The sequence below is a fragment of the Actinoplanes utahensis genome (assembly GCF_016862455.1).
Taxonomy (GTDB): Bacteria; Actinomycetota; Actinomycetes; order Mycobacteriales; family Micromonosporaceae; genus Actinoplanes; species Actinoplanes utahensis.
The window spans coordinates 21,358-46,355 of the sequence record NZ_BOMZ01000113.1 but is presented as its reverse complement, the minus strand read 5'-3'; the positions used below and the strand labels follow the sequence as shown (position 1 = coordinate 46,355).

Here is a 24,998-nt window from a genome sequence, read left to right as displayed (position 1 = left end):
TGGGGAGAAGATCTTCGATACAGTCCGTGCGCGGAACGCGCGAAAGGCTGAGAGCTTCATGGGCGACACGGGGAACGAACCGGCAGCCGCGGACGGCCCGGCCGAATGGACGGTCGCGCCGGTCCCGGCCGACACCGGGATCCACGACGAGACCGTCGACCGGACCGAACACGCGCCCCTCGCCCAGTGGGCCAGCCGGGCCGGCGGCCGGCCGCACCCCGAGCCGGCGGAGACCCAGGCGCCGGTCGACCCCTGGCCCCTGCCGATCCAGGGCCTCAACCCGCCGCCCGGCTCGGCGTCCACCGACGACCTGCTGACCCTGCAGTACGACCCGTTCGCCCCGCCCCGGCGGCCCGCCCGGACGAAGGCCCGGATCGCCGTCGCCGCCGCCGCGGTGGTGCTGCTGGCCGCGGCCGGCGGGGTCACCGTGGCGGTGTGGCCGTCCGCGACGCCGACCGCCGCCCCGTCCCTCCCGGCGGGCGCCGCATCCACCACCACCACCGCCACCACCGGCGCCGCGGAGGCGCCCGTGCCGCCGGCCGCCGTCGGAGACGACAGCGGGCCGATGCCGACCGGCCCCGCCGCGCAGGGTGTGCCGCCGCGCAGCGTCTTCGACATGGACGAGCTCTGCCACGGCGAGACCTACTGGCCGACGCTGCCCCGGCGGACCGGGAACAAGGCCCCGCACCCGGTCCTGATCTACGGCGACCAGGGCGGCGGCAACCGGATGCCGTACACCATGTTCAACACCTATTTCCGCAAGCCGAGCAAGGTCGAGGCGACCTGGGCGCCGGACGACCCGGCGACGATCCGGCTGGTGGCCTGCGTGGACCGGGTCGCGGCCGGCTCGAAGGTGCGCTACTGCCCCGCCTCGCGAGAGCCGTCGTCGGAGAAGCTGACGATGTTCCGCGCGTCCTACCGGCTGCACTTGTACGAGACGGCGACCGGGCGCAAGCTCCTCGACACCAGGATCGCGGCGAACGACACCGAGTGCCCGTACATCGGTCAGGCCCCGGCCGACAAGAAGGTCTACATGGAGATCGGCGAGCCGACCCTCGTCGCCACGCTGCGCAAGTTCGTCGAGAGATAGCCGGGCGCCCGCTGTCGACCTGCTGCGACGACTCGGCCGGACCGCCGAGGCCCGCGACGCCTACCGGCGTGCGCGACAGCTCACCGACGACCCGGCCGAACTCCGCTTCCTGAACCGCCGCCTGGCGGAGCTCGATCAGGCGATCACATAGCGGCCCTTGCCCAGGCGCTTGGCCTCGTACATGGCCATGTCCGCGGCGCGCAGCACGTTCCGGTCGCCGCCCGGTGCGGCGATACCCACGCTCACACCGACCTCCAGCATCGTGCCCTCGAACGGGATCGGTTGCGCCACCTCGGCCAGCACCCGCTGAGCCAGGTTGACCGCCTCCTCGGCGGGCAGGTCCGGGCAGAGCAGCACGAACTCGTCACCGCCCAGGCGTACCACCAGGTCCGTCGCCCGAACCGCAGCCGACAGGCGCGCCGCGACCGCGGTGAGCACCGCATCCCCGGCGTCGTGCCCCCGCGCGTCGTTGATCTCCTTGAAACCGTCCAGGTCGAGGTAGAGCAGGGCCACCGGCCCCGGGCTGGCCAGCCGGTCGACGAGCACCGCACGGTTGGCCAGGCCGGTCAGCGAGTCGTGCCGGGCCTGGAACGCCAGCTGCGCCTGCGCCTTCTCCTGCTCCCGAACCGCCGTGGCGAACCGGGCCAGCACGAACGACGCGCTCAGCGCCGTCGCCGCCAGCGCGATCAGCGCATTACGCTCCAGACCCGTCTTGAGCAGGGTGAGCGCCGGCGCGGTCATGAACGCCAGGCCGAGGAACAGCACCCGCGACGGGTGCAGCAGGTGCACCTGGTGCCCGGCCCGGGTCAGCTCCGCACGTTTCGGATGCAGCAGGGCCGCCGTGATCAGCGCGTTGCCGAACAGGATCAGCGGCTGGATCCGGGCCACGATCGAGTAATCCAGGAAGAACGGCAGCACGTTGTACGACAGGTCGATCGCCAGGAACAGCGTCACCGCGCTGAGCAGCAGATAGGTGGGGGCGGTCCGGCCACCCGGCGACAGCGCGATGAACAGCACCGCGCTCAGCAGCACCACGTCCGCGATCGGATAGAGCGGCGGCACCACCTTCTCGGCGAGGGTGTACGCCTCGTCGAGCGCCGGCAGGATCAGGAACTGCCAGCTGGCCAGCGCCGCCGCCACCGTCAGCGTCAGCGCGTCGAGCACCGCGCCGCGCATCCGCCCGGCCGCCCGCCGCCGCGCCATCATCGTCAGCGCGACGGCCAGCAGCGCGTACCCGGTCAGCCAGCAGACGTCCGACAGCCCGACCGTCGGAATCTCCGGCGTCAGGTAGTAGTACCCGAGCTCGATCGCGTCCCCGGCGAACCACAACGTCTGCGCCAGCGCGACGAGGATCCACGGCCGCCGGTTCGGCCCGGGCGGCTCCCGCAGCGCCGCCGTCCACACCACCCCGCACAGCGCGAGATAGACCAGGACATAGAGGCCATTACCCAGCGTCGTGTCATACGTCGTCATCAGGAGCCCGACAGCAACCGCCGCGCACCCGAGAAACAGCCGTCCTCTGCCCTTCGTCATGACCAGGCTGTCGGCGCGCCACCCCGCCGTCTCCAGCACTTGTGGCAAGAACCACAAACCCTTCCGCGGTACGGGCCACACCGGGTCCCGTGCCTCGCGGCGGCTGCGGCAGGCGTTCCCCCACCCTCGCCGGCCCGGTGCCGCTCATGCATGCCCGTCGCGGTGGCGTCCACTTTCCCGGCGCCGCCTGCGGTTCAGCCGGGCGAGGGCCGGCAGAATCGCCGGGGACCAGGACGTCACCGTCGCACGGTGCAGGAGGTCACGGCGGTCGCGTTCGGGTCGCTCTCCGACCTGACCTCGACGGCCACCTTCGGCACACCCTTCACGTAGACCTCGACCGAGGCCGGCCGGCGGCCCGCCACCCCGACGACCGCCCGGGGCAGCACCGCACCGGGCGCCGAGATCCGGAAGACGTCGGCGTCCCGGCCGGTGTTGCGGATCGGAATCGTGCACCGAGCCCAGCCGGACGGCCCGGGGCGAGCGGTGGCCGGCGAGGCCCGCACCCCCCGGGTGGACGGCCCGGCGCCGTCGAGCGAGCGCACCGCCACCTCGTACGAGAGCACGCCGTGCCGGTCCCGCTGCCGGTCGAGCACGTAGAAGTGCAGCCGGTTGGCCGTGTCCGCGTACTCGAACAGGCTGCCCGAGCCGGTGCCGGCGTGGAACAGCGCATCAGAGAGCTGCCGGTAGTCGCCGATGGTCATCTTCTGCGGCGTGCCGTCCGGCAGCACGAAGTCGACCTTGTCGATGTCCTGCGGGTTGGCGTCGATGGTCCAGATGAACGGCGCGACGTCCGCGTCCTTCGTCTTGGCCAGCAGCACGCCGGAGTCCGGGGTGAACGAGTCGAAGCCCATCCGGTCGACCACTTCGAGCGTGTAGTTCTGGTACCCGCCGCCGTCGCAGTACGGATCCGTCGCCGGGCTGCAGGAGGGGCTGCGGTCACCGCCGTCCAGGGCCACGTTGATGCCGGCCAGCCGGCGCCCGCCCGGATCGACCGCGCGCGCCGTCACTCGCGTCACCACGACGCCGGACCGGGCGAGCGCGTCGCGGGACAGCTTCAGCACCGCGGCGTCGTCGACGATGCCGAGCTTCATCTTGTTGCGCAGCATGTGCTGGGCGCCCATCGAGGAGCCCGCGGTCCCCGGGATCAGCCACCGGCTGTGCGGTCCGCCGGGACCGTTGAACGTGCCGCGGCTCAGCATCTCCCACGGCCCGCTGTAATCGCGGCGCGCCGGTACGGAGTACGGGTTGTTGTAGTTGTCGCCGATGCCGAGGATGTGGCTGAACTCGTGCGCGTACGTCGACATGCCTGAGCTCTCCGCCTGCAGCGAGCTGCCCTGGGTGGCGTTCGGCCAGATGTTCGCCGAGGCCTGCCAGGAGGTCCACTCGACGTAGCGGGTCGCGTTCCAGTTCGGCAGTGAGTCGTCCGGCGGGCCGAACTCCTCACTCACGTCCTCCTTGGTGGTGAACTTCATCGGGCCGAACTCCTGCCAGGTGGCCGACTCGTCCTGGCCGGCCGAGAGGAAGAAGACGAAATCGTACGAGGCCGCCTCCTGCTCGCCGACCGCCGCGATCCAGGCGGCGCGGGCGTCGGCCCGCAGATCCCGCCCGCACACGTCGCCGTCCGGGCAGCCCAGGCCGCGCTGCATGGAGCCCTCGATGCCGTACTCGTGACTCTCGTGTGGCATCTGGTAGACGCCGAACGCGCTCAGGTCGATGCCGAAGCGCCCGTTCGAGTCCTCCATCCAGTACTCGTGGATGGTGTGGCCCCGGTTGAGCGCGCCCGGCCGGTTGAGGAAGTCCCGATAGAACGCCGGCACCTCGGAACGATCGAGATTCTGGACGCCGGACGGGTTCCCGTAGATCGTGGAGTTCGCCGGCTGGGTGACGACGAACGGCTGGCTCGGGTAGTCGACCAGCACCAGGGCGCCGTTGAAGTCGCGTTCCGAGCCGCGCACCGCCGGATCGGCCCAGTCGGTGCCCGGCACAGCCCGGTAGTCGTCCCAGGTCATCGTGTCCGGTAGCTCGTAGCGCTGGGGGTCGATCGGCCGGGGTGCGCCGGCCGGCCCTGCCAGGGTGACCACCTCGTCGACCTGCCACGGCTGCGTCTGCGGCCAGTGCCGCATGCGCCACGGCGTGTCCGGATCGGCGCCGGGCGGTGCGGCGGTCGCCGGTGCGGCATGGAGGGCGCCGGTCACCACCAGCGTCGCTACGGACAGTGCCGAGAACAGCCGTCGCCCTGTCTTCATGGCGTCATCCTGGCAAACATATAGACGTTGCTCAATGGGTAAACGAACCGCGGCACGCTAGCGTCAGGGGCGCCAAAGACGGTGATCTATTTAGGAGGTCGAGTGAGCCCACGTAGACGGGCGACAGTCGTCGTCGGCGCGCTGATCACGGTTGTCACTCTCGCGGTAGGGGGCGCGGCGACCCCCGCCGTCGCCTCCCCGCCGGGTGCCCCGGCAGGAGTCACCCACGAGGAGAACCCCCGCGTACCGGAAGGCGCGGTGTGGACCGAGGCCTACTTCCCGTCCGCCGACGCCGGCGGCGTCGAGCTCCACGCCGACGTCCTGCGGCCCGCACACCTGCCGTCACGCGCCCGGACGCCGGTGATCCTCGCCGTCAGCTCGTACTTCAGCCACGCGGGCCAGTCCGGACCGGAGGGATGGACCCGTACCGGCCCGTCCAACCGGTTCGCGGACTTCACCACCGGCACCGATCTCTTCGCCCGCGGCTACACCTACGTCATGGTCGACCTGCGTGGCTTCGGCGGAAGCACCGGCTGTCTCGACTGGATGGGCCCGGGTGAGCAGGCGGACGTCAAGGCCGCGATCCAGTGGGCGGCGACTCGACCGTGGTCGACGGGCAAGGTGGGCATGTACGGCAAGTCGTACGACGCCGTCACCGGGCTCGTCGGCAACAACCTGCGCCTGCCGGCCCTGAAAGCCGTGGTGGCTCAGGAACCGGTGTGGAACATGTACGACTACCTGTTCAGCAACGGGGTTCCCCGTCCCAACGTGACCGGCACCCCGAACGCCTACAACGGCATCGCCACGATGGCGCCGCTGCCCGATGACACCGCCCGCTACCGGGCCAACGCGGCGTACGAGCAGAGCCACCCGGAGTGCCTCGCCGACAACCTCACGAACAACAACAATCCCGACCCCGACTCGCCCTACTGGCGCGCCCGCAACCTCGCCGCCCAGGCCGAAGGCACCAACACCCCGCTCTTCGTCACGCAGGGCTTCATCGAGAACAACACCAAGCCCGAGGACATGCAGAGATTCCTCGACAACCACCACGGCGTCGAGCGCGGCTGGCTGGGACAGTGGGAGCACGTCCGCGGCAACGAGACGAACGATCAAGGGCAGCTGCTCATGGGCCGCGCCGGGTTCTTCGACGAGGTCATGCGTTTCTACGACCGCTACCTCAAGGGCATCCGCCCGGCGGTGCACGACCCGGCCTACGCCATCGAGGACGACACCGGCGCGTGGCGCGCACAGCCGACCTGGCCGACGCCGACCTCCTACACCAGCGCGGCCCTGGCCGACGGGCAGTACGTCGACGACGGCATCGCCTCGACACGGGCCGCGCCCGCCGGTCAGGAGTGGGACATGGAGCACTACACGGATCCCGCTCCGCCCGCCGGCACGAGCCTCGCGCCGTCCCCGGCGGCCGTCGACAAGCACAGCTATTTCAGCTGGTCCACACCGGTCGAATCCCGGCTGCGGATCACCGCCACCCCGCGAATCACGTTGCACGCCAGCGCGCTGGGCAATGTCATGGTGCGACTGTGGGACGTCGCCCCGGACGGGACCGCGGTGATGTTCGACGAGAACGTCGCGCTGATCCGACGAGCGGGCCGCGTCGCGTTCGACCTGAAATCCACGGACTGGACCCTCGAGGCCGGCCACCAACTGGGTGTGCAGATCGGCACGATCGGCAGCGGGAACTGGCGCGACACCCCGAGCGGCAACACGATCGAGATCACCCGAGCGCGGCTGAACCTCGCGCTGCAGGACCCCCGGCGCGATGTGCCGACGCAGGGAGACCGGTCGCCGTTCCTCGACACCTACCTCAGGCAGTACACCCGCACGCTCACCGGCATCGGCGACGGAACCTTCCCGCTCACCGTGCGCCAGCGACCCTGACGAGCCGCCACCCCGTGAACTGCCCGGCCGCCCGACCGGCGGCCGGGCAGTTCTGACGGTCGCCACCGACTTCGCTACACGCGTGTCGGGGTCCGGCGAGGCGGTGGATCGGCCAAGACCGCCAGTCGTGCGGCGGCCGAGGCGGGCATCGCCGCGATCGAGGCGGAATCGGCCGTCCTCGAAGCGCAGGGTCATGCTGTCGGTGGCGACGAGAAAGCCTGCGCGGCGGCACTGACCAGGGCCGAGGCGATTTTCGACAAGGCTGACCGGACCAGCGAGCCACAGTGGATCGGCTACTTCGACGAGTCGTACCTGGCGGCGAAGTCTGGTCATGACGGGTGGTCACGGGCGGGGCGGGACAGGAACCGCGGGCGGGCGGGACGGTCCCGGTTTCGGCGGGGCGGCAGGGAAGGCGTACGAAATCTGGGTCCTGGGGGTTGGTCCGTTTCGATGGATCGGTGATGCTCATGGGGAGGGAGGCGCGATGAAACCGGTTCTGCGCAGGCTCGACGAGATCGCCGCTGTTCTGGCCGCCCGGGGGGATGTGATCGCGCTGCTCGGGCTGGGCTCGGCGGGCGCGCAGCTGGCCCGCTTGGACGAGCACTCCGACCTGGACTTCTTCGTGATCGTCGAGGACGGGGCGAAGAGCCGCTACCTGGACCTGACGGACTGGCTGGAGGAGCCGGGGCCGGTCGCGCATCTGTTCGCGCACGAGCACGGCGGCCGCAAGGCGCTGTACGCCGACGGGGTGTTCGTCGAATATCGGGTGCTGACGGTGGCCGAGCTGGCGACGGTGGCGTTCTCGGGCGCGCGGGTGGTGTGGCGGCGGCCGGGCGCGCCGCGGAACCTGACCGAGTCCGGGCAGCCGATGCCGCGGCCGCAGTTCGACACCGAGGAGTTCCATCTCAACGACGCCCTCGCCAACCTCTATCTGGGTCTGCATCGGGAGTTGCGCGGGGAGCGGCTGGCGGCGGCCCGGATGATCCAGGGTCACGTGGTGGACGCGGTGATCGCCCTGTTGCGCATCGACGGCGGGGAGATTCCGTACCGGGACGTGTTCGACCCGGCGCGCCGTGTGGAGCACGCCTATCCGCCGGACGTGCTGCCGCTGGCCGCGATGGTGCCCGGTTATGACAGCAATGTGGCGGCGGCCCGGTTCATCTTCGAGTGGCTGTGCAAGCGCTATCCGGTCCCGGCGGGCATCGGCGACCCCTTGCGGGAACTGATCCGTTCGGCTGATGTTCGACGCTCTCCGGAGCGAGGAACGTCGATCGGGTGACTCAGGTCGTTCCGAAGTGGCGTGCGGTCCTTCTCGACTTCGTGGAGCGGGCCGGCTGGTCGGCCGGCCAGGTCTTCGTGGCGACGTTGCTGGCCGGTGGTGCCGGGTCGGTCATCGATCTGCCGTGGAAGTACTCGCTGACTCTGGCGGTGAGCGCGTTCGTCGCGTCGGTGATCCTGACCGCCGTTCAGTACCTGTCGAAGCTCACCCACCTGGCCTTCTGGCCGGATCTGCTGACCCGGCTGGGGAAGACGTTCCTGGCGTCGCTGTCCGGGTCGATCATGGCCGGGGCCTTCGACGTCACCACGTTCGACTGGGAGACGGCCCTCAACGTCGCGTTCATCGCCACTGTCGCCTCCCTGGGCAAGGGCCTGCTGGCGCGGGAGCCGGCGGCGCCGAACGGGCAGGTCCCGCCCAGCGCCAGCCCGTCCACGCTGCCGACCGGCACCTACCGGGAGGCGGTGGACCACGCCCCGCCGCCGCCGACGATCGCCGCCACCGATCCGCCCGCGTCAGTACCCGAGGGGCAGGCCGGCGTAATTCTCGGCGAGACCGGTGGCGCCCGCCCGGCTTCCGGCGACCCAGCGTAACTGCGACAGCTGCAGCTCGGCGTCGAACGGGTCGCCGGAGGTGTGCAGCATGGTGGTCATCCACCAGGAGAAGTGGGTGCACCGCCAGACGCGCCGCTGCGCGTCGTCGGAGTACGCGTCGGCGAGTGTCGGGTTCTTCTCCTTGACCTGGGCGATCAGGGCCTTGCTGAGCAGCGCCACGTCGGCGATCGCCAGGTTGAGCCCCTTGGCGCCGGTGGGCGGCACGATGTGCGCGGCGTCGCCGGCCAGGAACAGGTTGCCGTGCCGCATCGGGGTCTGCACGTAACTGCGCATCGGCAGCACGCTCTTGTCGGTGATCGGGCCGGGGTTGAGTTTCCACCCGTTCTGGCCGTGGCCGAGGCGTGTGGCCAGCTCGTCCCAGATCCGGTCGTCGGACCAGGATTGCGGGTCGGTGCCGTTGGGGACCTGCAGGTAGAGGCGGCTGACGGTGGCGGAGCGCATGGAGTGCAGGGCGAAACCGTCGGGGTGCCAGGCGTAGATCAGCTCGTCGGTGGAGGGGGCGACGTCGGCGAGGATCCCGAACCAGGAGTACGGGTAGACCTTCTCGTGGACCTTCGGGGAGGGGATCGACGCCCGGCTCGGGCCGAAGGAGCCGTCACAGCCGGCGACGAACGCAGCGTCCAACCGCTGACTTTGTCCGTCCTTATCGGTATATGTCACATAAGGGCTATCGGCAAGATCATGTAGCGAAACGTCGGACACCTCGTAGTGGATCTCCTGGTCGTCGGCGCGCCGAGCCGCGATCAGATCCTTCTGCACCTCGGTCTGCCCGTAGACCCACACACTCCGGCCGGCCAGATCGACGAAGTCGAGGTGGTGGCGTTCGCCCGGCCACTGCAGATAGATGCCCCGGTGCTCGTCCCCCTCGGCCCGCAGCCGGCTCCCGAGCCCCACCGATGCGAGCAGCTCGACGCTGGAGTGCTCCAGGATGCCGGCGCGGATCCGGGCCGCGACGTACTCCTCGGAGCGGGTCTCGAGGACCACCGACGAGACCCCGCCCTGGGCGAGGAGGTGGGAGAGGAGCAGGCCGGCGGGGCCGGCGCCGATGATGGCGACCTGGGTACGCATACCCTCAGCGTTCGGCAGGTCGCGGCGCCGCGGCAAGACCTCATTTCCACTGGACGGAAGGCGAGGCGGCGAGGGTGCGGCTGATCCCGTGCGCCGCCACCTGCAATGCCGACACCAGGCGGGGCAGTTGCCGGCGCAGGTCGGGCACCACCATCCCGAGCGCCGCCACCACGGTGTCGCCGTTGCGCACCGGCACGGCCACCGAGCAGGCGCCCAGGCTCATCTCCTCACCGGTGGTGGCGTAGCCCTCGGCCCGGACCCGGCGCAACTGGTCGATCAGGCGGGCCGGCTGCGTGACGGTGTACGCGGTGATCCGGGTGAGGTTCTTCAGAACCTCGAGACGGACTTCTTCGGGGGCGTACGCGAGGAGCACCTTCCCGACGCCCGTGGCATGCATCGGCAGCCGCGACCCGACCCGGCTCACCACCGGCACCGACACGTGCCCGGCGAGCCGTTCGACGTAGAGCACCTCGACGCCGTCCCGCACCGCCAGATGCACCGTCGCCAGGGTCGTTCCGTACAAATCGTGCAAAAATGGTGAGGCGGCCTGGCGGAGTCCGCTCTGCACCGGCGCGAGCAGCCCGAGTTGCCAGATCCGGCGGCCGATCACGTACCCGCCGTTCGGCTCCCGGGCCAGGGCGCCCCATCGGTGCAGCTCACCGACGAGGCGATGGGCGGTGGCCAGCGGGATGCCGGCACGGCGGGCGAGATCGGTCAGCGACAGGCTGCGGTGCTCACCGTCGAAGGCGCCGAGCAGGGCCAGCGCACGGGACGTGACGCTCTCACCCATCGAGGACTCCTTCCACTCAGTGGAAGAGGATTATCGCCGGGGACACCGTTTCCGCCTAGCGTCCGGAGCGTGAACATGGAGTCGTCACAAGCTGACATCAACCGGGAGATCGAGGCTGCGGCGCAGACGCCGGGCGGGCCGCAACCGAAGATCGACTATGCCCCGTACCGCAGTAGCATTCTGCGGCACCCGAAGCAGCCCGCGCAGCCGATCGACCCCGAGTCGGTGGAGCTGTGGGCGCCGGTCTTCGGTCACCGCGACGTCGCCGACGACGAGGCCGACCTGACCATCCAGCACGCCGGCAGCCCGATCGGCGAGCGGATCGTGGTCACCGGCCGGGTCCTGGACGGCGACGGCCGCCCGGTCGCCGGCCAGCTCGTCGAGGTGTGGCAGGCCAACGCGGCCGGCCGTTACCGGCACCAGCGCGACCAGCACCCGGCCCCGCACGACCCGAACTTCACCGGGGTCGGCCGGATGCTCACCGGCCCGGACGGGACCTACCGGTTCCAGACCATCAAGCCGGGCCCGTACCCGTGGCGCAACCACATCAACGCCTGGCGGCCGGCGCACATCCACTTCTCCGTCTTCGGCACCGACTTCACCCAGCGCCTGATCACCCAGATGTACTTCCCCGGCGACCCGCTGTTCGCCCTGGACCCGATCTACCAGTCGATCACCGATCCGAAGGCCCGGGAGCTGCTGATCGCCCAGTACGACCACGACGTCACCACGCCCGAGTGGAGCACCGGCTACCGCTGGGACATCGTGCTCACCGGCACCCACCGCACCCCGCTCGAATCGGATGTTGAGGAAGAAGCAGCATGAGCGCCGTCCCCGGCCAGACCGTCGGTCCCTTCTTCCACCTGGGCCTGGAATACGACCGGATGAACGAGCTGGTACCGCCCGGCCACCCGAAGGCGGTGCGGCTGCACGGCCACGTCTACGACGGTCACGGCAACCCGGTGCCGGACGCGGTCCTGGAGATCTGGCAGGCCGACTCGCAGGGCCACATCCCACGGCAGGCCGGCTCGCTGCGCCGTGACGGCTGGACCTTCACCGGCTGGGGCCGTGCCGCCACCGACCCGGACGGCCACTACCAGTTCGCCACCCTCGAACCGGGCGCCACCGAGGCCGGCAAGGCGCCGTTCTTCGCGGTCACCGTCTTCGCGCGCGGCCTGCTCGACCGGCTGTTCACCCGCGCGTACCTGCCCGACGACGAGTCCGCGCTGGCCGCTGACACGCTGCTCGGCGCGGTCGACCCGGCCCGCCGCTCCACCCTGATCGTCACCCGCGAACCCGGCGGCCTGGTCTTCGACGTGCACCTCCAGGGCGACGCCGAGACGGTCTTCCTCGCCTACCCCCGCCTCCGCGACGCATGGGCGTAGCAGCTCGCGGCGTTTGCCGATGGGTCGCGGCGGGCAGGCGGGTGCGGATGGCCGCCGATCATGCATGGGTACGGCATGAGCGTGTGCGGGACCGGCGGAGGAGGCGTGGCGGCCGGATGGGGCTGTGTCGAGGGAGCGGAACCGTGGTGTGGACGGCCCCGTGGGGAGCATGTGGTGAGTGACCTGTTGTGGCCGGGCGACGACCGGGCCGGTGACCTGTTCACCGACGCGTCGGTGCTGTCGGCCATGGTCCGGGCCGAGGCCGCCTGGCTGGACGCCCTGGTCCTGCACGGCATCGCCGACCCGGGCGCCCGCGACGACCTGACCGGCCTGATCGGCCCGGACGACGTCTCGCTCGTCGCCGCCGGCGCCGAGTCCGGCGGCAACCCGCTGATCCCGTTGCTCAAGCTGCTCCGTACCCGCCTGGAAGCCCGCAACCCGGCCGCCGCGAAATGGCTTCACAAGGGCCTGACCAGCCAGGACGTCATCGACACCGGCCTGGTCCTGTGCCTGCGCGACACGGTGTCCCGGATCCGCGACGACCTGGCCGCGCAGGTCGCCGGCCTGGCCCGGCTCGCCGGCGAGCACCGCTCGACCCCGATGACCGGCCGTACCCTGACCCAGCACGCCATCCCGATCACCTTCGGTCTGAAGGCCGCCGGCTGGCTGACCGGCGTGCTGGACGCCCGAGACCGTCTCGCGGCGGCCGCCGACCTCCCGCTGCAGATCGGCGGGGCCGCCGGGAGCCTGGCCGCGCCGGTCGCGCTGGCCGGGTCCCCGGCCGTGGTCCGCGACCTGGTCGAGACCACCGCCGCCACCCTCGGCCTGCCGGTCCGCGGTCCCTGGCACACCGCCCGCGCCCCGCTGACCGGGATCGCCGACGCCCTGGTCACCTGCACCGACGCGTGGGGCCGGATCGCCAACGACGTGCTCGTCGGCGCCCGCCCGGAGATCCACGAACTGGCCGAGGGCACGGTCGCCGGCCGGGGCGGCTCGTCGGCCATGCCGAACAAGCAGAACCCGGTCCTGTCGATCCTGATCCGCCGGGCCGCCCTGGCCGCGCCGTTCCTGGCGGCGACCGTGCACGCCGGCGCGGCCGCCGCCGTCGACGAACGCCCGGACGGCGGCTGGCACGTCGAGTGGGCCACCCTGCGCACCCTGGCCCGCCGGACCGTCACCGCCGGCGCGCAGACCGCCGAACTCCTGGCCGGCCTGCGCGTGGAGACGTCCCGGATGCTCGCCAACCTGGCCGCCGCCCGCCCCGGCATCGACGCCGAGCAGCGTTCGATCGCCCCGGAAGCGGCCCCCGGCGAGCCGTACCCGGGCGCCACCGACGAGATCGTCGACGCCGCCATCGCCCGCGCCGAGGAGCCCCCGAAATGCTGACCGCCACCACCTTCGTCGAGGCGGCCGACCGGCCGCTGCTGCTGCTCGGCCCGTCGGTCGGGACCAGCGTGGAAGCGCTGTGGGCCCGGTGCGCCGGCCGCCTCTACGGCCGCTACCACGTGGTCGGCTGGGATCTGCCCGGCCAGGGCCGCAGCGCCCCGGCGACCGGCCCGTTCACCGTCGCCGACCTGGCGGCCGAGGTGCTCGCGCTGGCCGAGCGGATCCGGCCCGGGGAGGCGTTCGGCTACGCCGGCGACTCGCTCGGCGGCGCGGTCGGGCTGCAACTGCTGCTGGACGCGCCGGAGCGGGTGACCGGCGCGGTGCTGCTCTGCACCGGCGCGCGGATCGGCACGGCGCAGATGTGGCACGACCGGGCGAACCTGGTCCGGGCCGAGGGGATCGGCGCGGTGGTCGACGGCTCCCGGGACCGCTGGTTCGCTCCCGGGTTCGCCGGGCGGCAGCCGGAGATCGCCGAGGTGCTGCTGGACGCGCTGCGCGGCACGCACCCGGAGAGCTACGCCCGTTCGTGCGAGGCGCTCGCCGAGTTCGACGTCCGCGACCGGCTCGCCGAGATCGCCGCGCCGGTGCTGGCCGTCGCCGGCGCCCACGACAAGCCGACCCCGCCGGACAGCCTCCAGGCGATCGCCGACGGTGTCCTGCACGGCCGCCTGGTCGTCCTCGACGGTGTCGCGCACCTGGCCCCCGCGGAGAACCCGGAGGTCGTCGCGTTCCTGCTGGACCAGCACTTCGACGAGGTGCGGGCGGCCGGGATCGCGGTGCGCCGCGAGGTGCTCGGCCCGGCGCACGTGGACCGGGCGACCGCCGGAACCACCGCGTTCACCCGTGACTTCCAGGACCTGATCACCCGGTACGCCTGGAACGAGATCTGGACCCGTCCCGGCCTGGAACGCCGCGACCGATCCCTGATCACCCTGACCGCCCTGATCGCTCTCGGACATGATGAGGAGCTGGCGATGCATGTGCGGGCGGCCCGTACCAACGGGCTGTCCGATGACGAGATCAAGGAGCTGATCCTGCAGACCGCGATCTACTGCGGTGTGCCGGCCGCCAACACCGCCTTCCGCATAGCGCAGCGTGTCCTGTCCGACCCGGCCACCGAAGCCGCCGCGACACCGGCGACCGGGACGACCGCAGTCGAGGAGCCGAAATGACAGATTCTTTCGTGTACGCCGCCGTCCGCACCCCGTTCGGGCGCTACTCCGGCGCGCTCGCCGAGGTCCGGCCGGACGACCTGGCCGCCACCGCCCTGACCGGCCTGCTCGCCAAGGCCCCGGACCTCGATCCGGGCCGGATCGACGACGTCTACTGGGGCAACGCCAACGGCGCCGGTGAGGACAACCGCAACGTCGGCCGGATGGCGGTGCTGCTCGCCGGCCTGCCGACCAGCGTGCCCGCCGGCACCGTCAACCGGCTCTGCGGCTCCAGCCTGGACGCGGCGATCATCGGATCCCGGGCGATCGCCGCCGGGGACGCCGAGATCGTGGTGATCGGTGGCGTCGAGTCGATGACCCGGGCGCCGTGGGTGCTGCCGAAACCGTCCCGGGCGTTCCCGGCCGGCAACGTCGAGGCGGTGTCCACCACGCTGGGCTGGCGCCTGGTGAACCCGAAGATGCCGAAGGAGTGGACGGCGTCGCTGGGGGAGTGCAACGAGCAGCTCGGCGAGAGGTTCAAGATCTCCCGCGAGCGGCAGGACGAGTTCGCCGTACGATCGCACCTGTCCTCGGAGAAGGCCTGGCTCGACGGCTTCTACCAGGACCTGGTGGTGCCGGTCGGTGAGGTGACCCGCGACGAGGGCATCCGGGCCGACACCAGCGTCGAGAGACTGGCCCGGCTCAAGCCGTCGTTCCGCGCCGACGGGACCATCACCGCCGGCAACGCGTCCCCGCTCAACGACGGCGCCGCCGCGGTGCTGCTCGGATCCGCTGCCGCGGCCTTCCAGATCGGCTTCGACCCGATCGCCCGGATCGCCGGGCGGGCCGCCCACGCCGTCGACCCGCAGGAGTTCGGGTTCGCCCCGGTCGAAGCCGCCGGCAAGGCGCTGCGCCAGGCCGGCATCGACTGGTCCGACGTCGGCGCCGTCGAGCTCAACGAGGCCTTCGCCGTCCAGTCGCTGGCCTGCGTAGACGCCTGGGACGTCGACCCGGAGATCGTCAACACCCGGGGCGGCGCGATCGCCCTCGGCCACCCGCTCGGCGCCTCCGGCGCCCGGATCCTCGGCACCCTCGCCCACGTGCTGCGCGAACGCAACCAGCGCTGGGGTGTCGCCGCCATCTGCATCGGCGTGGGCCAGGCCCTCGCCGTCGTCCTGGAGAACTGCGCTCAGCGATGAAAACCGAAGTAACGGACCCGGTCACCGCGGTCAAGGAGATCAAGGATGGCGACACCGTCCTGGTCGGCGGGTTCGGCATGGCCGGGATGCCGGTCGAGCTGATCGACGCGCTCATCGAGCACGGCGCCGGGGACCTCACCATCGTCAGCAACAACGCCGGGAACGGCGACACCGGCCTCGCGGCACTGATCGCCGCGGGCCGCGTACGCAAGATGGTCTGCTCCTTCCCCCGGCAAGCCGACTCCTGGCACTTCGACGCCGCCTACCGGGCCGGCACGATCGAGCTGGAGCTCGTGCCGCAGGGCAACCTCGCCGAACGGATGCGTGCCGCCGGCGCCGGGATCGGCGCGTTCTACTGCCCGACCGGCGTCGGCACCCCGATCGCCGAAGGCCGGGAGACCCGGGTCATCGACGGCCGGGAGTACGTCCTGGAACACCCGATCCGCGGCGACGTCGCGCTGATCCGCGCGCACGTCGCCGACCGGCTCGGCAACCTGGTCTACCGCAAGACCGCCCGCAACTTCGGCCCGGTGATGGCCACCGCCGCCACCCTCACCATCGCCCAGGTGTCCCGGATCGTCGAGGTCGGCGAACTGGACCCGGAGGCGGTCGTGACCCCGTCGATCTACGTGAACCGGCTCGTGGAGGTCGCCGCGTGAACACCGAGGACCTGGCCCGGATCATCGCCGCCGACATCCCCGCCGGCGCCTACGTCAACCTCGGCATCGGCCAGCCCACCACCATCGCCCGCTATCTGAAACCGGACAGCGGCGTCACTCTGCACACCGAGAACGGCATGCTGGGGATGGGCGAGGTGGTACCCGCCGAGGAAGCCGACTGGGACCTGACCAACGCCGGCAAACAGCCGGTCACCGAGTTGCCGGGCGCCGCCTACTTCCACCACGCCGACAGCTTCGCGATGATGCGCGGCGGTCACCTCGACGTGTGCGTGATGGGCGCCTTCCAGGTCGCCGCCGGCGGTGACCTGGCCAACTGGCACACCGGCGCACCCGACGCGATCCCGGCGGTGGGCGGCGCGATGGATCTGGCGGCCGGCGCGAAGGAGGTGTGGGTGATGATGACCCTCTTCACGAAGAAGGGCGAGCCGAAACTCGTGCCGTCCTGCACCTACCCGCTGACCGGCAAGGCCTGCGTGACCCGCGTCTACACCGACGTCGCCACCTTCCACCTCGGCCCGTCCGGCGTCCGGGTCGTCGCCACCGACGGCATCACCTTCGACCAGCTCACCACCCGCCTGGACGTTCCCCTGATCCAGGCCTGAGACCACGGCAGGCGGGACTCGACGACGCGTCCCGCCTGCCGTCCGGCCCCGACGGGGTGCCGGGCGCTGCCGGGTCAGCCGCGGGTGCGCAGGTCGTAGGAGCGGGCGGCCACCGCCAGCGCCGTGATCCACACGAGGAACTGGGCGACGCCGTAGATCCCGGTCCACGGGCTGAAGATCGCCTCCGGGGAGTCCCACTGGACGACCATCAGGACCATCGCCAGGATCGTGTAGCCGCCCAGCGCCAGGACCAGCAGATAACCCGGGACGACCAGCAGCAGCCGGGGCACCCGCCGGCCGGCGGACCACGGCGCCCATCGGGGGAACACCAGCCCCCACGGCCGGATCAGCGCCAGCGCCAGCACGGCCGGCAGCACGGCCAGCGCGTTGAGCGTCCACAGGTAGCCGCCGCCGCCGTCGGCGTACCAGACCTCGAACCGGTCCGCCTCCGCGAACAGCGGAATCCCCGCACCCCAGATCGCATGCAGCGGCATGAACCCGGCCGTCGCCGACAGCGCCGCCACCCACCCGGCCACGACCGCCCGCCGCGACGGCGGCGCGATACTTCGCTCCCGGATGAGGCCCACCGCGTTCCTGATCTCCCCGTGCATGCTCATAGCCGCATTCTGAGGTAATCCGCTCCGCGCCGCGGCCCCGTCCCACCCGCCCGGAGGACCGGTGCGTCCGCAATGGACCGGCCGTCGGACAATCGGCCGATGACCACAGCCGCAGACGTTCACGAGCCGAACCCGCACCCGCCGTCGCGGGGCGAACTGCGGACCGCGGCCCGGGCGGTTCGCCGGTCGGAGCTGCACCGGGCCGTCCTGAACGAGGTTCGCCCCCGGGGTGTCTCCGGGGTGTTCCGGACCCGGTCACCCCTGGCGCTGCAACTGCGTCTCGCCGCCCAGCAGAACCGCCTGCTCTGGTGGTCACCGGAGTTCTTCGCCGTCCTGGCGCCGCCCGCGGCGCAGCCGCAGCGCCTCGGATCCCGATGGCTGCGCTGGCTGGACCGCTGGTGGGACCTGGTGATGTTCTTCCTGCCGCCGCTGGTGCTGGTCGCCGGCGGCGGCGTCGCGGCGTTCGTGTGGGCGCAACCGGCAGGGGGACGGGAGATCTGGCGGGCGGCGGCTCTCGTCTGCCTGCTGGCCGCGATGGCGTACGTCGCCGTCCTCATGGCCGTGCTCGCCGTCCGCGGCTTCCGGGAGCTCTACCGGATGGTGATCCTGGGCCGGGCCAAGGAGGTCACCGAGACCGGAGTCGGTCAGGTGCTGGCCACCCGCTGGTCGATGACGCTGTGCCATGTCCCCTCGGCGGCGGAGATCCCGTCGCTGCTCCGCGCCGTCCGTTCCCGGGCCGGCACGGAGGATCTGCTCTGCGCCGCGGCCGGGATCACCACGGTGCGGGCGCGGGAGGCGTTACGGCGGCAGCCGCGGGTCGATGTCTTCACCGCCGACCCGTTCGTCCTCATCGTCCGCGCCGATCCGGCGGCGCCGCTGACCATGCCGCCGGTCCCGGCGAACATCACCGGCAGCCCGTTGCACGGCATCCCGCTGCTGCTCGCCGGCATGGCTGCGATCATCCTGGTCGGCGCGGACGGCGTGGCCGAATGGGAACGCCACCTCTGCGCCCGCATCCCGGAACCCCAGCGGGCAGCGGCCTGCGAGGAACGTCCGCTGACCTACGGCGACGCGCTGTACTGGCTGCTCAACCGTCTCTCCGGCGGCGACCCGGAGGGGCTGGGCGCGCGGAGTTTCCAGGCCCGTTCCCTCGGCCTGATGGTGACGCTGATGAGCCTGATCATCGTCGGTTGGGTGATCACCACGTTGTTCCAGCAGGCGGCGGCCCGCTCGCGCCGTTTCGGCCAGGACGTCGTCGACGCCTACAACGAGACACTTCCCGGCGAGACGCCGTCGGGCGATGCCGCGCCGCCCCCGTCCGGCGATGTCGCCCCGACATCGCCCGGTGATGCCGTGGCGACATCGTCCGGTCCGGGAGGCGGCGCGGGGCCAGGGGAGCCGGTGTCACCAACTCCCCGGTACGGCCCGCAGACGGGTGCCCTGCTCGGTCTGGCCGCGGGTGTCGCTCTCGGGGCTCTGCTCGCCCGCCGGCGCCGCTGACCGAGGATGTGGAACGTGGAGCCCGGAGCCGACCGTGACGTCATGACCGGCGTCGGCGGCCCCGCGGCACCTTGATCTCCCGGATCCGTGCGGCGGTGTCGTCGAGCGGCTGTGTGGGATGTGCGGCGGCACCGGCCGGCCGGGATCGGCGGGCCGGTGCCGCTCGTGGGAACTGCCGTGGTCGGGGTGGCCACGGCGGGAGCGAGGTGGGGCGCCTCGTTCCCGAGGTTCAGCGCTGCGTGAGGGTGTCACGCGGTCGGTCGGCTGGCCTCCATTTCTGCTCTTCACGGGGGACGGCGATCTCTGGGAGCGCTCCCATTAACCCGATCGTAACAAAGATGAACGGGCTGGGGGAGGGGTCACGTAGCGGCGCAGGTCAATGCCGGTGCGGCCGGGCTGCCCGAACCGAGGAAGCCGAACGTGGCGCTGGCCCCGGCCGCGAGAGCACCGTTGTACGACACGTTCGACGCTTGGACCGTGTTGCCGGTGGTGGTCAGCGACGCGTTCCAGGCCTGGGCGATCGGCGGCGTACCCGGGTAGGTCAGTGACACCGTCCAGCTCTTGACCGCCGCGCTGCCCGCGGTCACCTTGATCTCGCCCTGGTACCCGCCGGACCACTGCGACGTCACCGTGTGGGTGGCCGCGCACGAGCCGGTCACCGGCGGGGTGGTGGTCGGGGGCGTGGTCGGCTCAGTCGTCGGCGGCGTGGTGGGCGTCGTCGGCTCGCCGGCGCCGCCGAAGTTCACGTCGCTGCAGAAGTAGTACGACTGATCCGAGTGGCTGGCCTGCCAGATCGTGTAGATCATGGCCCGCCCGGACCGTCCGGACACGCTCGCCGGGATGTCGATCTGCACGCCGTTGCTGAGCTGCCGGGTCCACTGGGCCGCCGGCGTGTTCGGCACCGTCTTGATCAGTTCCAGGTCCGACCACTTCAGCGGCGTGGTGACCGGGTTGTACCCGGCTCTGGTCGCGTACACCCGGATGTAGTCGGCGCCGTGCCGCGCCCCGTCGAACAGCGACACCGTGAACGAGTTGCCGATCGACGTGGCCTTCCAGTCGCCCGGCGTGTCCATGGCGTTGTACCGGCCGCTCTCGGTGCGCCCACCGCTGCACAGCTGACCGTCGGGGATGGCCGTCTCGTGCTGCCCGGCGACACCCTCCCGGTACAGGCCGTTCCAGTTCCACATGGCGTTCGGGTTGGCCTGCCAGGCCTGCCAGCACATCGGGTCCTGGGTGGCCATCGCCGGGTTCTGGAAGTCCGACCCCCAGCGCTCCCAGCATCCGTAGTTGCGTGACGCGGGACCGACCACGTTCCCGTGCGCGGCCGCGGGACCGGTCTGCACGACGAGGACGGCGAACGTCGCGGTCAGCGCCGCGACCATGATCGAGATCAAAAGCTTGAGGCGTACGGGTGAAAGCATCTGAACTCAGCACTCCTGAGCTCGGGACCGTCACGCATCGGCGCGACGGCAGCCTGCGGTGGACTGTGCGGAAGCCGCCCCGGCTCCCGCAGCCCGCATGACCCCATACGGCAGCGCTGTGGCCACAGCCTCACCCACCGATCGAGCAAAGTCAATTCCTGTTGCGCAGTGCCGCGATGACCGCCAGCCCCAGCCCGAACACGGGCACGAACGCCGCCCCGCCCAGCAGCAGAGCCTCCACCGGACTCGCGCCGATACTCTGCCGGAGAGTCGTGACGATCAACCCGGTGACCAGGGCGACCAGCCCGGCGATCAGTACCCAGTGCGGCGTGGTGTCGACGGTCCGGGGCTTCGGGCGGGTCATCGGGCCTCCTCGGTGGCGGTGCTGACGATGCGCTGCTGCTCGCTGAGCGACGGCAGGGGTATCTCGAGATCGTTGAAGGTCGCGGTGTTCATCGACGTGGTCACCGACCGTTTCGACCGCTGCCGGATCCGTTGTCGGGTCTCTGGCCGGGACAGATGGTGTACCAGGTATCGAGCGTCGATCACGGCGGTGTCGCGGATCCGCACCCGGAACAGGTTGGTCGACGCGATCCACCCGTCGAGCCTGGCCGGCACGAGGATGGGCCCGCACATCGCGCCGGTTCGCACGCACACGACGTCTCCGGCGCGCAGCCGATAGCGGTTCAGGCCGTCCGCCCACGACTCCGCGATCGTGGGGGCATCCGCCGTGTCGAGGTTCCGAGTCAGGTGCCGAGGATAGAGCACCCCGACCGGGCCCTTGCCGGTCCGTGCGCGGCGTAGCGACTCGAACCAGGCGCCGACCTGGATGTCGCAGAGGTCACCCAGCCTACGGCGGGGCCAGTGGGAGTCTTCCGGGGTGGGCTCCGCACCGATGTATTCGCCCGGGCTCAGCGAGTAGTCGTGCGCCCGGATGGTGTCGAGGTCCGCCACGACGCTCAACCGGCATGTCGCGCCGGCCACAGCGCCGGTGATCAGCGCCCGGTCCTGCGGTGTGAGTCGCCGCGTCCCGCTGTTCTTCTCGCCCAGCTCACTGGCGTCGACGAAGGTGATCTTCGCCGGGTCCGGGTCGGGACTTCGCAAGACCCACAGGGACACGCCGACAGTGGTGCCCGTGAACAGATTCGGTGGCAGCGCGACGACGGCGGTGACCGTACCGGCCTCGATCATCGCTCGACGCATCTCCCGGTCCTGTCTGGTGGGGGAGAATCCGGCGGCGTAGGGCATCACCACCACCGCCCGGCCGCCGGGAGCAAGAGCGTCGAGGCAGTGCCAGACCCAGGCGTAATTGCCGGACCGGGGCGGTGGGAACGGAAGCCCGCTGCCGGGCGGCGGCTCGTACCTGATCGAGGAGTTGAACGGCGGATTCGCCACGACGATCGACGCGGCACCGCGCAGCGCGTGGCCGGGTCCGTAGCCGGGGTGGCCGGCGGTGAGCCGGAGCGGACTGCCGAAGGTGTGCAGGCGCATGCCCGCCAGCCGGAGATCCGGAGCGTACGGGCTTTCCGCCAGCACCGTCATAGAGCGGGGATCCGCCGCCTCCTGGAGCAGCGCGCCGAGCAATTCGCCACCGCGGGCGAACGGGTCGTAGTAGACCGCACCGGCTTCGCCGCCCGCATCCAGGATCCGGGCGATCGTCCGGGCGACCCCGGCTGGTGTGTGGTGTGCCTTCGCGGTCGTCCCGGCATGCGCGGCATGGATCTCGTGGAGGACCGCCATGTCGGCGGACCGCAGTCGCCCGGAGAACTCGATCGTGTGCCGGACCACCCGCATCGAGCGTGGCCGGAAGCGGGAGGCCGATGTTTCCGAGGCGGTACCGGGCCGGGCGACGATCCGGTCGACAGCGGCCAATGCCAATCGCGGCAGGGCCTCCGCGGCGTAGTCGTCGCCGGTCGCGGCGCGGTGGCGGATCGCCTCCCAGTCGGCGGGCGCATGCCGGCGGAGGAAGGTCAGGCAGAGCAGCAGGTAGAGCCCGTCCGCCGCGGTGACCCCGCCGAACGCGCCATCGCGGACCGCATCGATGAACGGATCGAACAGTGACCGGCTGCCCGTGCCTGCCGGCATGGCGGCGACGCCCAGGGACTGTCGGGCGCGGTCACCATAGGTGAGGTCCGGTGGATCAGTCAGAGTACGTGATGTGGCTCGAACTCGTCGTGTGTCGAGCCAGGCGAGCATGTCGTCGCGATCGAACTGCCCGTTCTTGCCGGGGGCAGGGAAGTCGGGGTATCGCTGACGCCACTGGGAGACCGCCGCGCGAGTGACTCCAGCCGCTTCAGCGATGCCTGCTGCCGAGATGTGGTTCGCGTTCTTCACGACGTCAACGTAGACACCGACGTAGGGTGCTGTCCTTCGTGCACTGATGTGAAACCCGGCTTTTGTTAACACTGGAAATGCGTTGCCGGTGTCCGGTGGTGTACCTACGGTGACGGGATGTCTGCTGAAGCCGCGCACGCTGCTGGTCTGCTGATGTTGCTGTCGCACCCGCTTCGGGTTCGGGCCTTCGCCGAGTTGGCGCGGCACGGCAAGGACGGCGTCACCATCTTCGAGATGTCGCTACACCTGGATCTGCCCCGGCCCGAGGTGGCGGAGCTGCTGGGGCGGCTGGTCGGGGCGGGGGTGGCCACCGGTACCGGGAACGGCACCTACCGGGTGCGGGACGGGGTGCTGCGTGAGGCGGCGCAGGCGCTCGGGCGGGTGCAGCCGATCGCTGCGCTGCTCAAGGGCTATCCGCGGCTCGAGCCGTACTTCGCGCACGGGCGGCTGACCGGTCTGCCGCCCACGATGAGTGACCGGAGCCGGCAGATGGCCGAGTTGTTCGCCCGGTTCCTCGCAGTCGAGGGGATCCTCACCGAGGACGAGGTCAACCGGCGGCTCGCGGTGGTGGCCGATGACGTGGCGGCGGTCCGGCGGATGCTCGTCGAGACCGGTTGGCTGGAACGCGACCGGGCCGGCACCTCCTACGGCTCCGCCCGACTCCTCCCGGCCGCCCCGACGCTGAGCCCTGCCTGACAGGAGACGCTGAGCCCGGCCTGACGAAAGCGCTGCTGAGCCAGGCAGGGGAGAAGGCTCGCCGAGGCGGCGTAGGGAGAGTCGCGGCCGGGTGGGGGAGAGACCGAAGTGCCGTCTCAGCGCAGCTGAGACGGCACCGTGCGGGGCACGCATGAGTGGCACCGGGGGACGGTGGCGAGGGGACGCCCGCCGTAGCCGCCGCGGGTCACGGGACGTCGTGGGGCCCGTACAGAAGAATCAGTCGTTGGTGATGTTGAGGGGTTTGGCGTCGCGGGGGACGATCACGAGGGTCGTGACGGCCAGGATCGCGGTGAGGATGCCGAGGACGCCGAGGGCGGGGCGCAGGCCGCCGACCGCTCCGGCGATGCCGGTGATCAGCACCGGTGACAGGAACTGGCCGATGAAGAGGCTGCCGGTCCACAGGCCGGTGCCGCGGCCGCGCTCGCTGAAGGACAGGCCGTTGGTGGCCCAGGTGGCGAGGACCGGCAGGAGGAGGCCGGTTCCGGCGCCGGTGAGGACCGCGCCGGCGGTGATCACGGCGACCGAGCCGCTGGACCAGATGATCAGGAAGCCGGCGGCGGCGAGCCCGAACGCGATGGGCAGCAGGTCGCGGGGTGTGCGCCCGGAGAGCTTGGCGAACGATCCGGCGGCGATGGCGGTGGCCAGCGACATCAGGGCGCTGAGTGCGCCGATGGTGGCGGTGGCGGTGACGCCGGCTTCGTCGAGCACGAACGACAGTTCGACGATGAGGGCGTAGAAGGCGATGCCGCCGGCCAGGGTGACCAGGCACGGCATCCGCAGCTGCCGCCACGGGATCGGCGGGAGCGCGGCGCCGGGTTCCGAGGAGCGGGCCGGCTGCCAGATCAGCAGCGCCATCGGTACGGCCAGCAGGGCCGCGGCGAGGTACAGCCAGAACGGGGTGCGCCAGCCGGACGAGCCGAGCGCCCCGCCGACGCCGAGGAAGACGGTCGCCGAGACGGAGGCGAGCAGGGTCTGCAGGCCCAGGTAGCGGCTGCGGCGCGGGCCGGACCAGTAGTCGGCGATGAGGGTGGTGCAGCAGGTCATGATCGCGGCTTCGCAGAGTCCGACCAGGACCCGGCTGCCGATGATCGCGCCGAGGGACTCGAGGTACAGCGGCGCGGTGCCGAAGATCGTGTACCCGATCATGGCGAGGATCAGGACCCGTTTGCGGTCGATCCGGTCGGCGATGAACCCGGCGAACGGCGCGGTCAGGCCGATGATCAGGGCGGGGACGGTGAGGACGATCGGCACCAGCACGTCGGCGCCCGGCACGTCCGCGAAGTGGCCGGTCATCTGCGGCAGCACGGGGGCGATGAGCACGGCGCCGAGCACGGAGAGGCAGCTTCCGGCGAGCAGCAGGACGAGTTGCGGGATTCCGGCTCGTCGTTCGAGGACAGCGGGCATGAAAGGCCCTTCATGAGGCGTCGTCAGGAGATGTCGCGTGGTCCAGGTCACACGCGATGGCCATGACTATGTGCAGTGACCGG

22 protein-coding genes are annotated in these 24,998 nt (G+C 71.3%); 13 read left to right on the top strand and 9 right to left on the bottom strand.

Annotation, left to right across the window (positions count from 1 at the left end; all coding sequences use genetic code 11):
* Positions 1 to 58 precede the first annotated feature (58 nt).
* On the top strand, positions 59 to 1,090 hold the full coding sequence (locus Aut01nite_RS40375) for a hypothetical protein (protein WP_043532788.1): 1,032 nt from the start codon (positions 59 to 61) through the stop codon (positions 1,088 to 1,090).
* Positions 1,091 to 1,225: 135 nt separating this feature from the next.
* Here Aut01nite_RS40375 and Aut01nite_RS40370 read toward each other — a convergent pair whose 3' ends face one another.
* Positions 1,226 to 2,563, bottom strand: a complete 1,338-nt coding sequence (locus Aut01nite_RS40370; RefSeq protein ID WP_236643152.1) for a GGDEF domain-containing protein — start codon at positions 2,561 to 2,563, stop codon at positions 1,226 to 1,228.
* Between the two features lie 296 nt (positions 2,564 to 2,859).
* Positions 2,860 to 4,869, bottom strand: coding sequence for a M6 family metalloprotease domain-containing protein (locus tag Aut01nite_RS40365; RefSeq protein ID WP_043532789.1), 2,010 nt, complete (start codon positions 4,867 to 4,869; stop codon positions 2,860 to 2,862).
* A gap of 102 nt (positions 4,870 to 4,971) precedes the next feature.
* Here Aut01nite_RS40365 and Aut01nite_RS40360 point away from each other — a divergent pair, with 102 nt between their 5' ends.
* The 3 genes from Aut01nite_RS40360 to Aut01nite_RS40350 all read left to right on the top strand — a co-directional run bounded on the left by Aut01nite_RS40360 (position 4,972) and on the right by Aut01nite_RS40350 (position 8,640).
* Positions 4,972 to 6,771 (top strand): CocE/NonD family hydrolase, encoded by a 1,800-nt coding sequence (locus tag Aut01nite_RS40360; RefSeq protein WP_043532790.1) that lies wholly within the window; start codon positions 4,972 to 4,974, stop codon positions 6,769 to 6,771.
* 484 nt (positions 6,772 to 7,255) lie between these two features.
* Complete coding sequence (locus Aut01nite_RS40355) at positions 7,256 to 8,050, top strand: hypothetical protein (RefSeq protein ID WP_043532791.1); 795 nt, start codon at positions 7,256 to 7,258, stop codon at positions 8,048 to 8,050.
* A complete protein-coding gene (locus Aut01nite_RS40350; protein WP_043532792.1) occupies positions 8,047 to 8,640 on the top strand; it encodes a holin in 594 nt (197 codons plus the stop codon). The genes Aut01nite_RS40355 and Aut01nite_RS40350 overlap by 4 nt, the downstream gene beginning before the upstream one ends.
* On the opposite strand, the gene Aut01nite_RS40345 is transcribed toward Aut01nite_RS40350, so the two are convergent.
* A complete protein-coding gene (locus Aut01nite_RS40345; protein WP_043532793.1) occupies positions 8,563 to 9,729 on the bottom strand; it encodes a 4-hydroxybenzoate 3-monooxygenase in 1,167 nt (388 codons plus the stop codon). The genes Aut01nite_RS40350 and Aut01nite_RS40345 overlap by 78 nt on opposite strands.
* A gap of 40 nt (positions 9,730 to 9,769) precedes the next feature.
* The gene (locus Aut01nite_RS40340) at positions 9,770 to 10,519 is read right to left on the bottom strand and encodes an IclR family transcriptional regulator (protein WP_043532796.1); all 750 of its coding nucleotides are present in this window, start codon (positions 10,517 to 10,519) and stop codon (positions 9,770 to 9,772) included.
* A gap of 75 nt (positions 10,520 to 10,594) precedes the next feature.
* On the opposite strand from Aut01nite_RS40340, the gene pcaH reads away from it, so the two are divergent.
* The 7 genes from pcaH (at position 10,595) to Aut01nite_RS40305 (ending at position 16,922) form a co-directional block, all read left to right on the top strand.
* On the top strand, positions 10,595 to 11,344 hold the full coding sequence (pcaH, locus tag Aut01nite_RS40335) for a protocatechuate 3,4-dioxygenase subunit beta (RefSeq protein ID WP_043532797.1): 750 nt from the start codon (positions 10,595 to 10,597) through the stop codon (positions 11,342 to 11,344).
* Positions 11,341 to 11,904 (top strand): protocatechuate 3,4-dioxygenase subunit alpha, encoded by a 564-nt coding sequence (gene pcaG / locus Aut01nite_RS40330; RefSeq protein ID WP_043532798.1) that lies wholly within the window; start codon positions 11,341 to 11,343, stop codon positions 11,902 to 11,904. The genes pcaH and pcaG overlap by 4 nt, the downstream gene beginning before the upstream one ends.
* Positions 11,905 to 12,078: 174 nt before the next feature.
* Entirely contained in the window at positions 12,079 to 13,290 is a 1,212-nt protein-coding gene (locus Aut01nite_RS40325) for a lyase family protein (RefSeq protein ID WP_043532831.1), read from the top strand.
* Complete coding sequence (gene pcaDC, locus Aut01nite_RS45100) at positions 13,284 to 14,462, top strand: bifunctional 3-oxoadipate enol-lactonase/4-carboxymuconolactone decarboxylase PcaDC (protein WP_052164538.1); 1,179 nt, start codon at positions 13,284 to 13,286, stop codon at positions 14,460 to 14,462. Before Aut01nite_RS40325 ends, pcaDC begins: the two co-directional genes overlap by 7 nt.
* The gene (locus tag Aut01nite_RS40315; RefSeq protein ID WP_043532799.1) at positions 14,459 to 15,640 is read left to right on the top strand and encodes a thiolase family protein; all 1,182 of its coding nucleotides are present in this window, start codon (positions 14,459 to 14,461) and stop codon (positions 15,638 to 15,640) included. Before pcaDC ends, Aut01nite_RS40315 begins: the two co-directional genes overlap by 4 nt.
* On the top strand, positions 15,637 to 16,299 hold the full coding sequence (locus tag Aut01nite_RS40310; RefSeq protein WP_043532800.1) for a 3-oxoacid CoA-transferase subunit A: 663 nt from the start codon (positions 15,637 to 15,639) through the stop codon (positions 16,297 to 16,299). Before Aut01nite_RS40315 ends, Aut01nite_RS40310 begins: the two co-directional genes overlap by 4 nt.
* Positions 16,296 to 16,922, top strand: a complete 627-nt coding sequence (locus Aut01nite_RS40305) for a 3-oxoacid CoA-transferase subunit B (protein ID WP_043532801.1) — start codon at positions 16,296 to 16,298, stop codon at positions 16,920 to 16,922. Before Aut01nite_RS40310 ends, Aut01nite_RS40305 begins: the two co-directional genes overlap by 4 nt.
* Before the next feature lie 74 nt (positions 16,923 to 16,996).
* Here Aut01nite_RS40305 and Aut01nite_RS40300 read toward each other — a convergent pair whose 3' ends face one another.
* Positions 16,997 to 17,539, bottom strand: coding sequence for a hypothetical protein (locus Aut01nite_RS40300; RefSeq protein WP_052164539.1), 543 nt, complete (start codon positions 17,537 to 17,539; stop codon positions 16,997 to 16,999).
* 99 nt (positions 17,540 to 17,638) lie between these two features.
* Here Aut01nite_RS40300 and Aut01nite_RS40295 point away from each other — a divergent pair, with 99 nt between their 5' ends.
* Positions 17,639 to 19,039: a hypothetical protein gene (locus tag Aut01nite_RS40295; RefSeq protein WP_152629100.1), complete on the top strand. Its 1,401-nt coding sequence runs from the start codon at positions 17,639 to 17,641 to the stop codon at positions 19,037 to 19,039.
* A gap of 359 nt (positions 19,040 to 19,398) precedes the next feature.
* On the opposite strand, the gene Aut01nite_RS40290 is transcribed toward Aut01nite_RS40295, so the two are convergent.
* The 3 genes from Aut01nite_RS40290 to Aut01nite_RS40280 all read right to left on the bottom strand — a co-directional run bounded on the left by Aut01nite_RS40290 (position 19,399) and on the right by Aut01nite_RS40280 (position 22,932).
* Positions 19,399 to 20,460, bottom strand: coding sequence for a lytic polysaccharide monooxygenase auxiliary activity family 9 protein (locus Aut01nite_RS40290; protein ID WP_204037918.1), 1,062 nt, complete (start codon positions 20,458 to 20,460; stop codon positions 19,399 to 19,401).
* A gap of 151 nt (positions 20,461 to 20,611) precedes the next feature.
* Complete coding sequence (locus Aut01nite_RS40285) at positions 20,612 to 20,824, bottom strand: hypothetical protein (RefSeq protein ID WP_043532803.1); 213 nt, start codon at positions 20,822 to 20,824, stop codon at positions 20,612 to 20,614.
* Positions 20,821 to 22,932: an N-6 DNA methylase gene (locus tag Aut01nite_RS40280; RefSeq protein WP_152629101.1), complete on the bottom strand. Its 2,112-nt coding sequence runs from the start codon at positions 22,930 to 22,932 to the stop codon at positions 20,821 to 20,823. Before Aut01nite_RS40280 ends, Aut01nite_RS40285 begins: the two co-directional genes overlap by 4 nt.
* On the opposite strand from Aut01nite_RS40280, the gene Aut01nite_RS40275 reads away from it, so the two are divergent.
* Positions 22,912 to 23,490 carry a DUF2087 domain-containing protein gene (locus Aut01nite_RS40275; protein WP_043532805.1) on the top strand — a complete coding sequence of 193 codons (579 nt, stop codon included), beginning with the start codon at positions 22,912 to 22,914 and terminating at the stop codon, positions 23,488 to 23,490. The genes Aut01nite_RS40280 and Aut01nite_RS40275 overlap by 21 nt on opposite strands.
* Positions 23,491 to 23,727: 237 nt before the next feature.
* On the opposite strand, the gene Aut01nite_RS40270 is transcribed toward Aut01nite_RS40275, so the two are convergent.
* Positions 23,728 to 24,915, bottom strand: a complete 1,188-nt coding sequence (locus tag Aut01nite_RS40270) for an MFS transporter (RefSeq protein ID WP_204037916.1) — start codon at positions 24,913 to 24,915, stop codon at positions 23,728 to 23,730.
* Positions 24,916 to 24,998 lie beyond the last annotated feature (83 nt).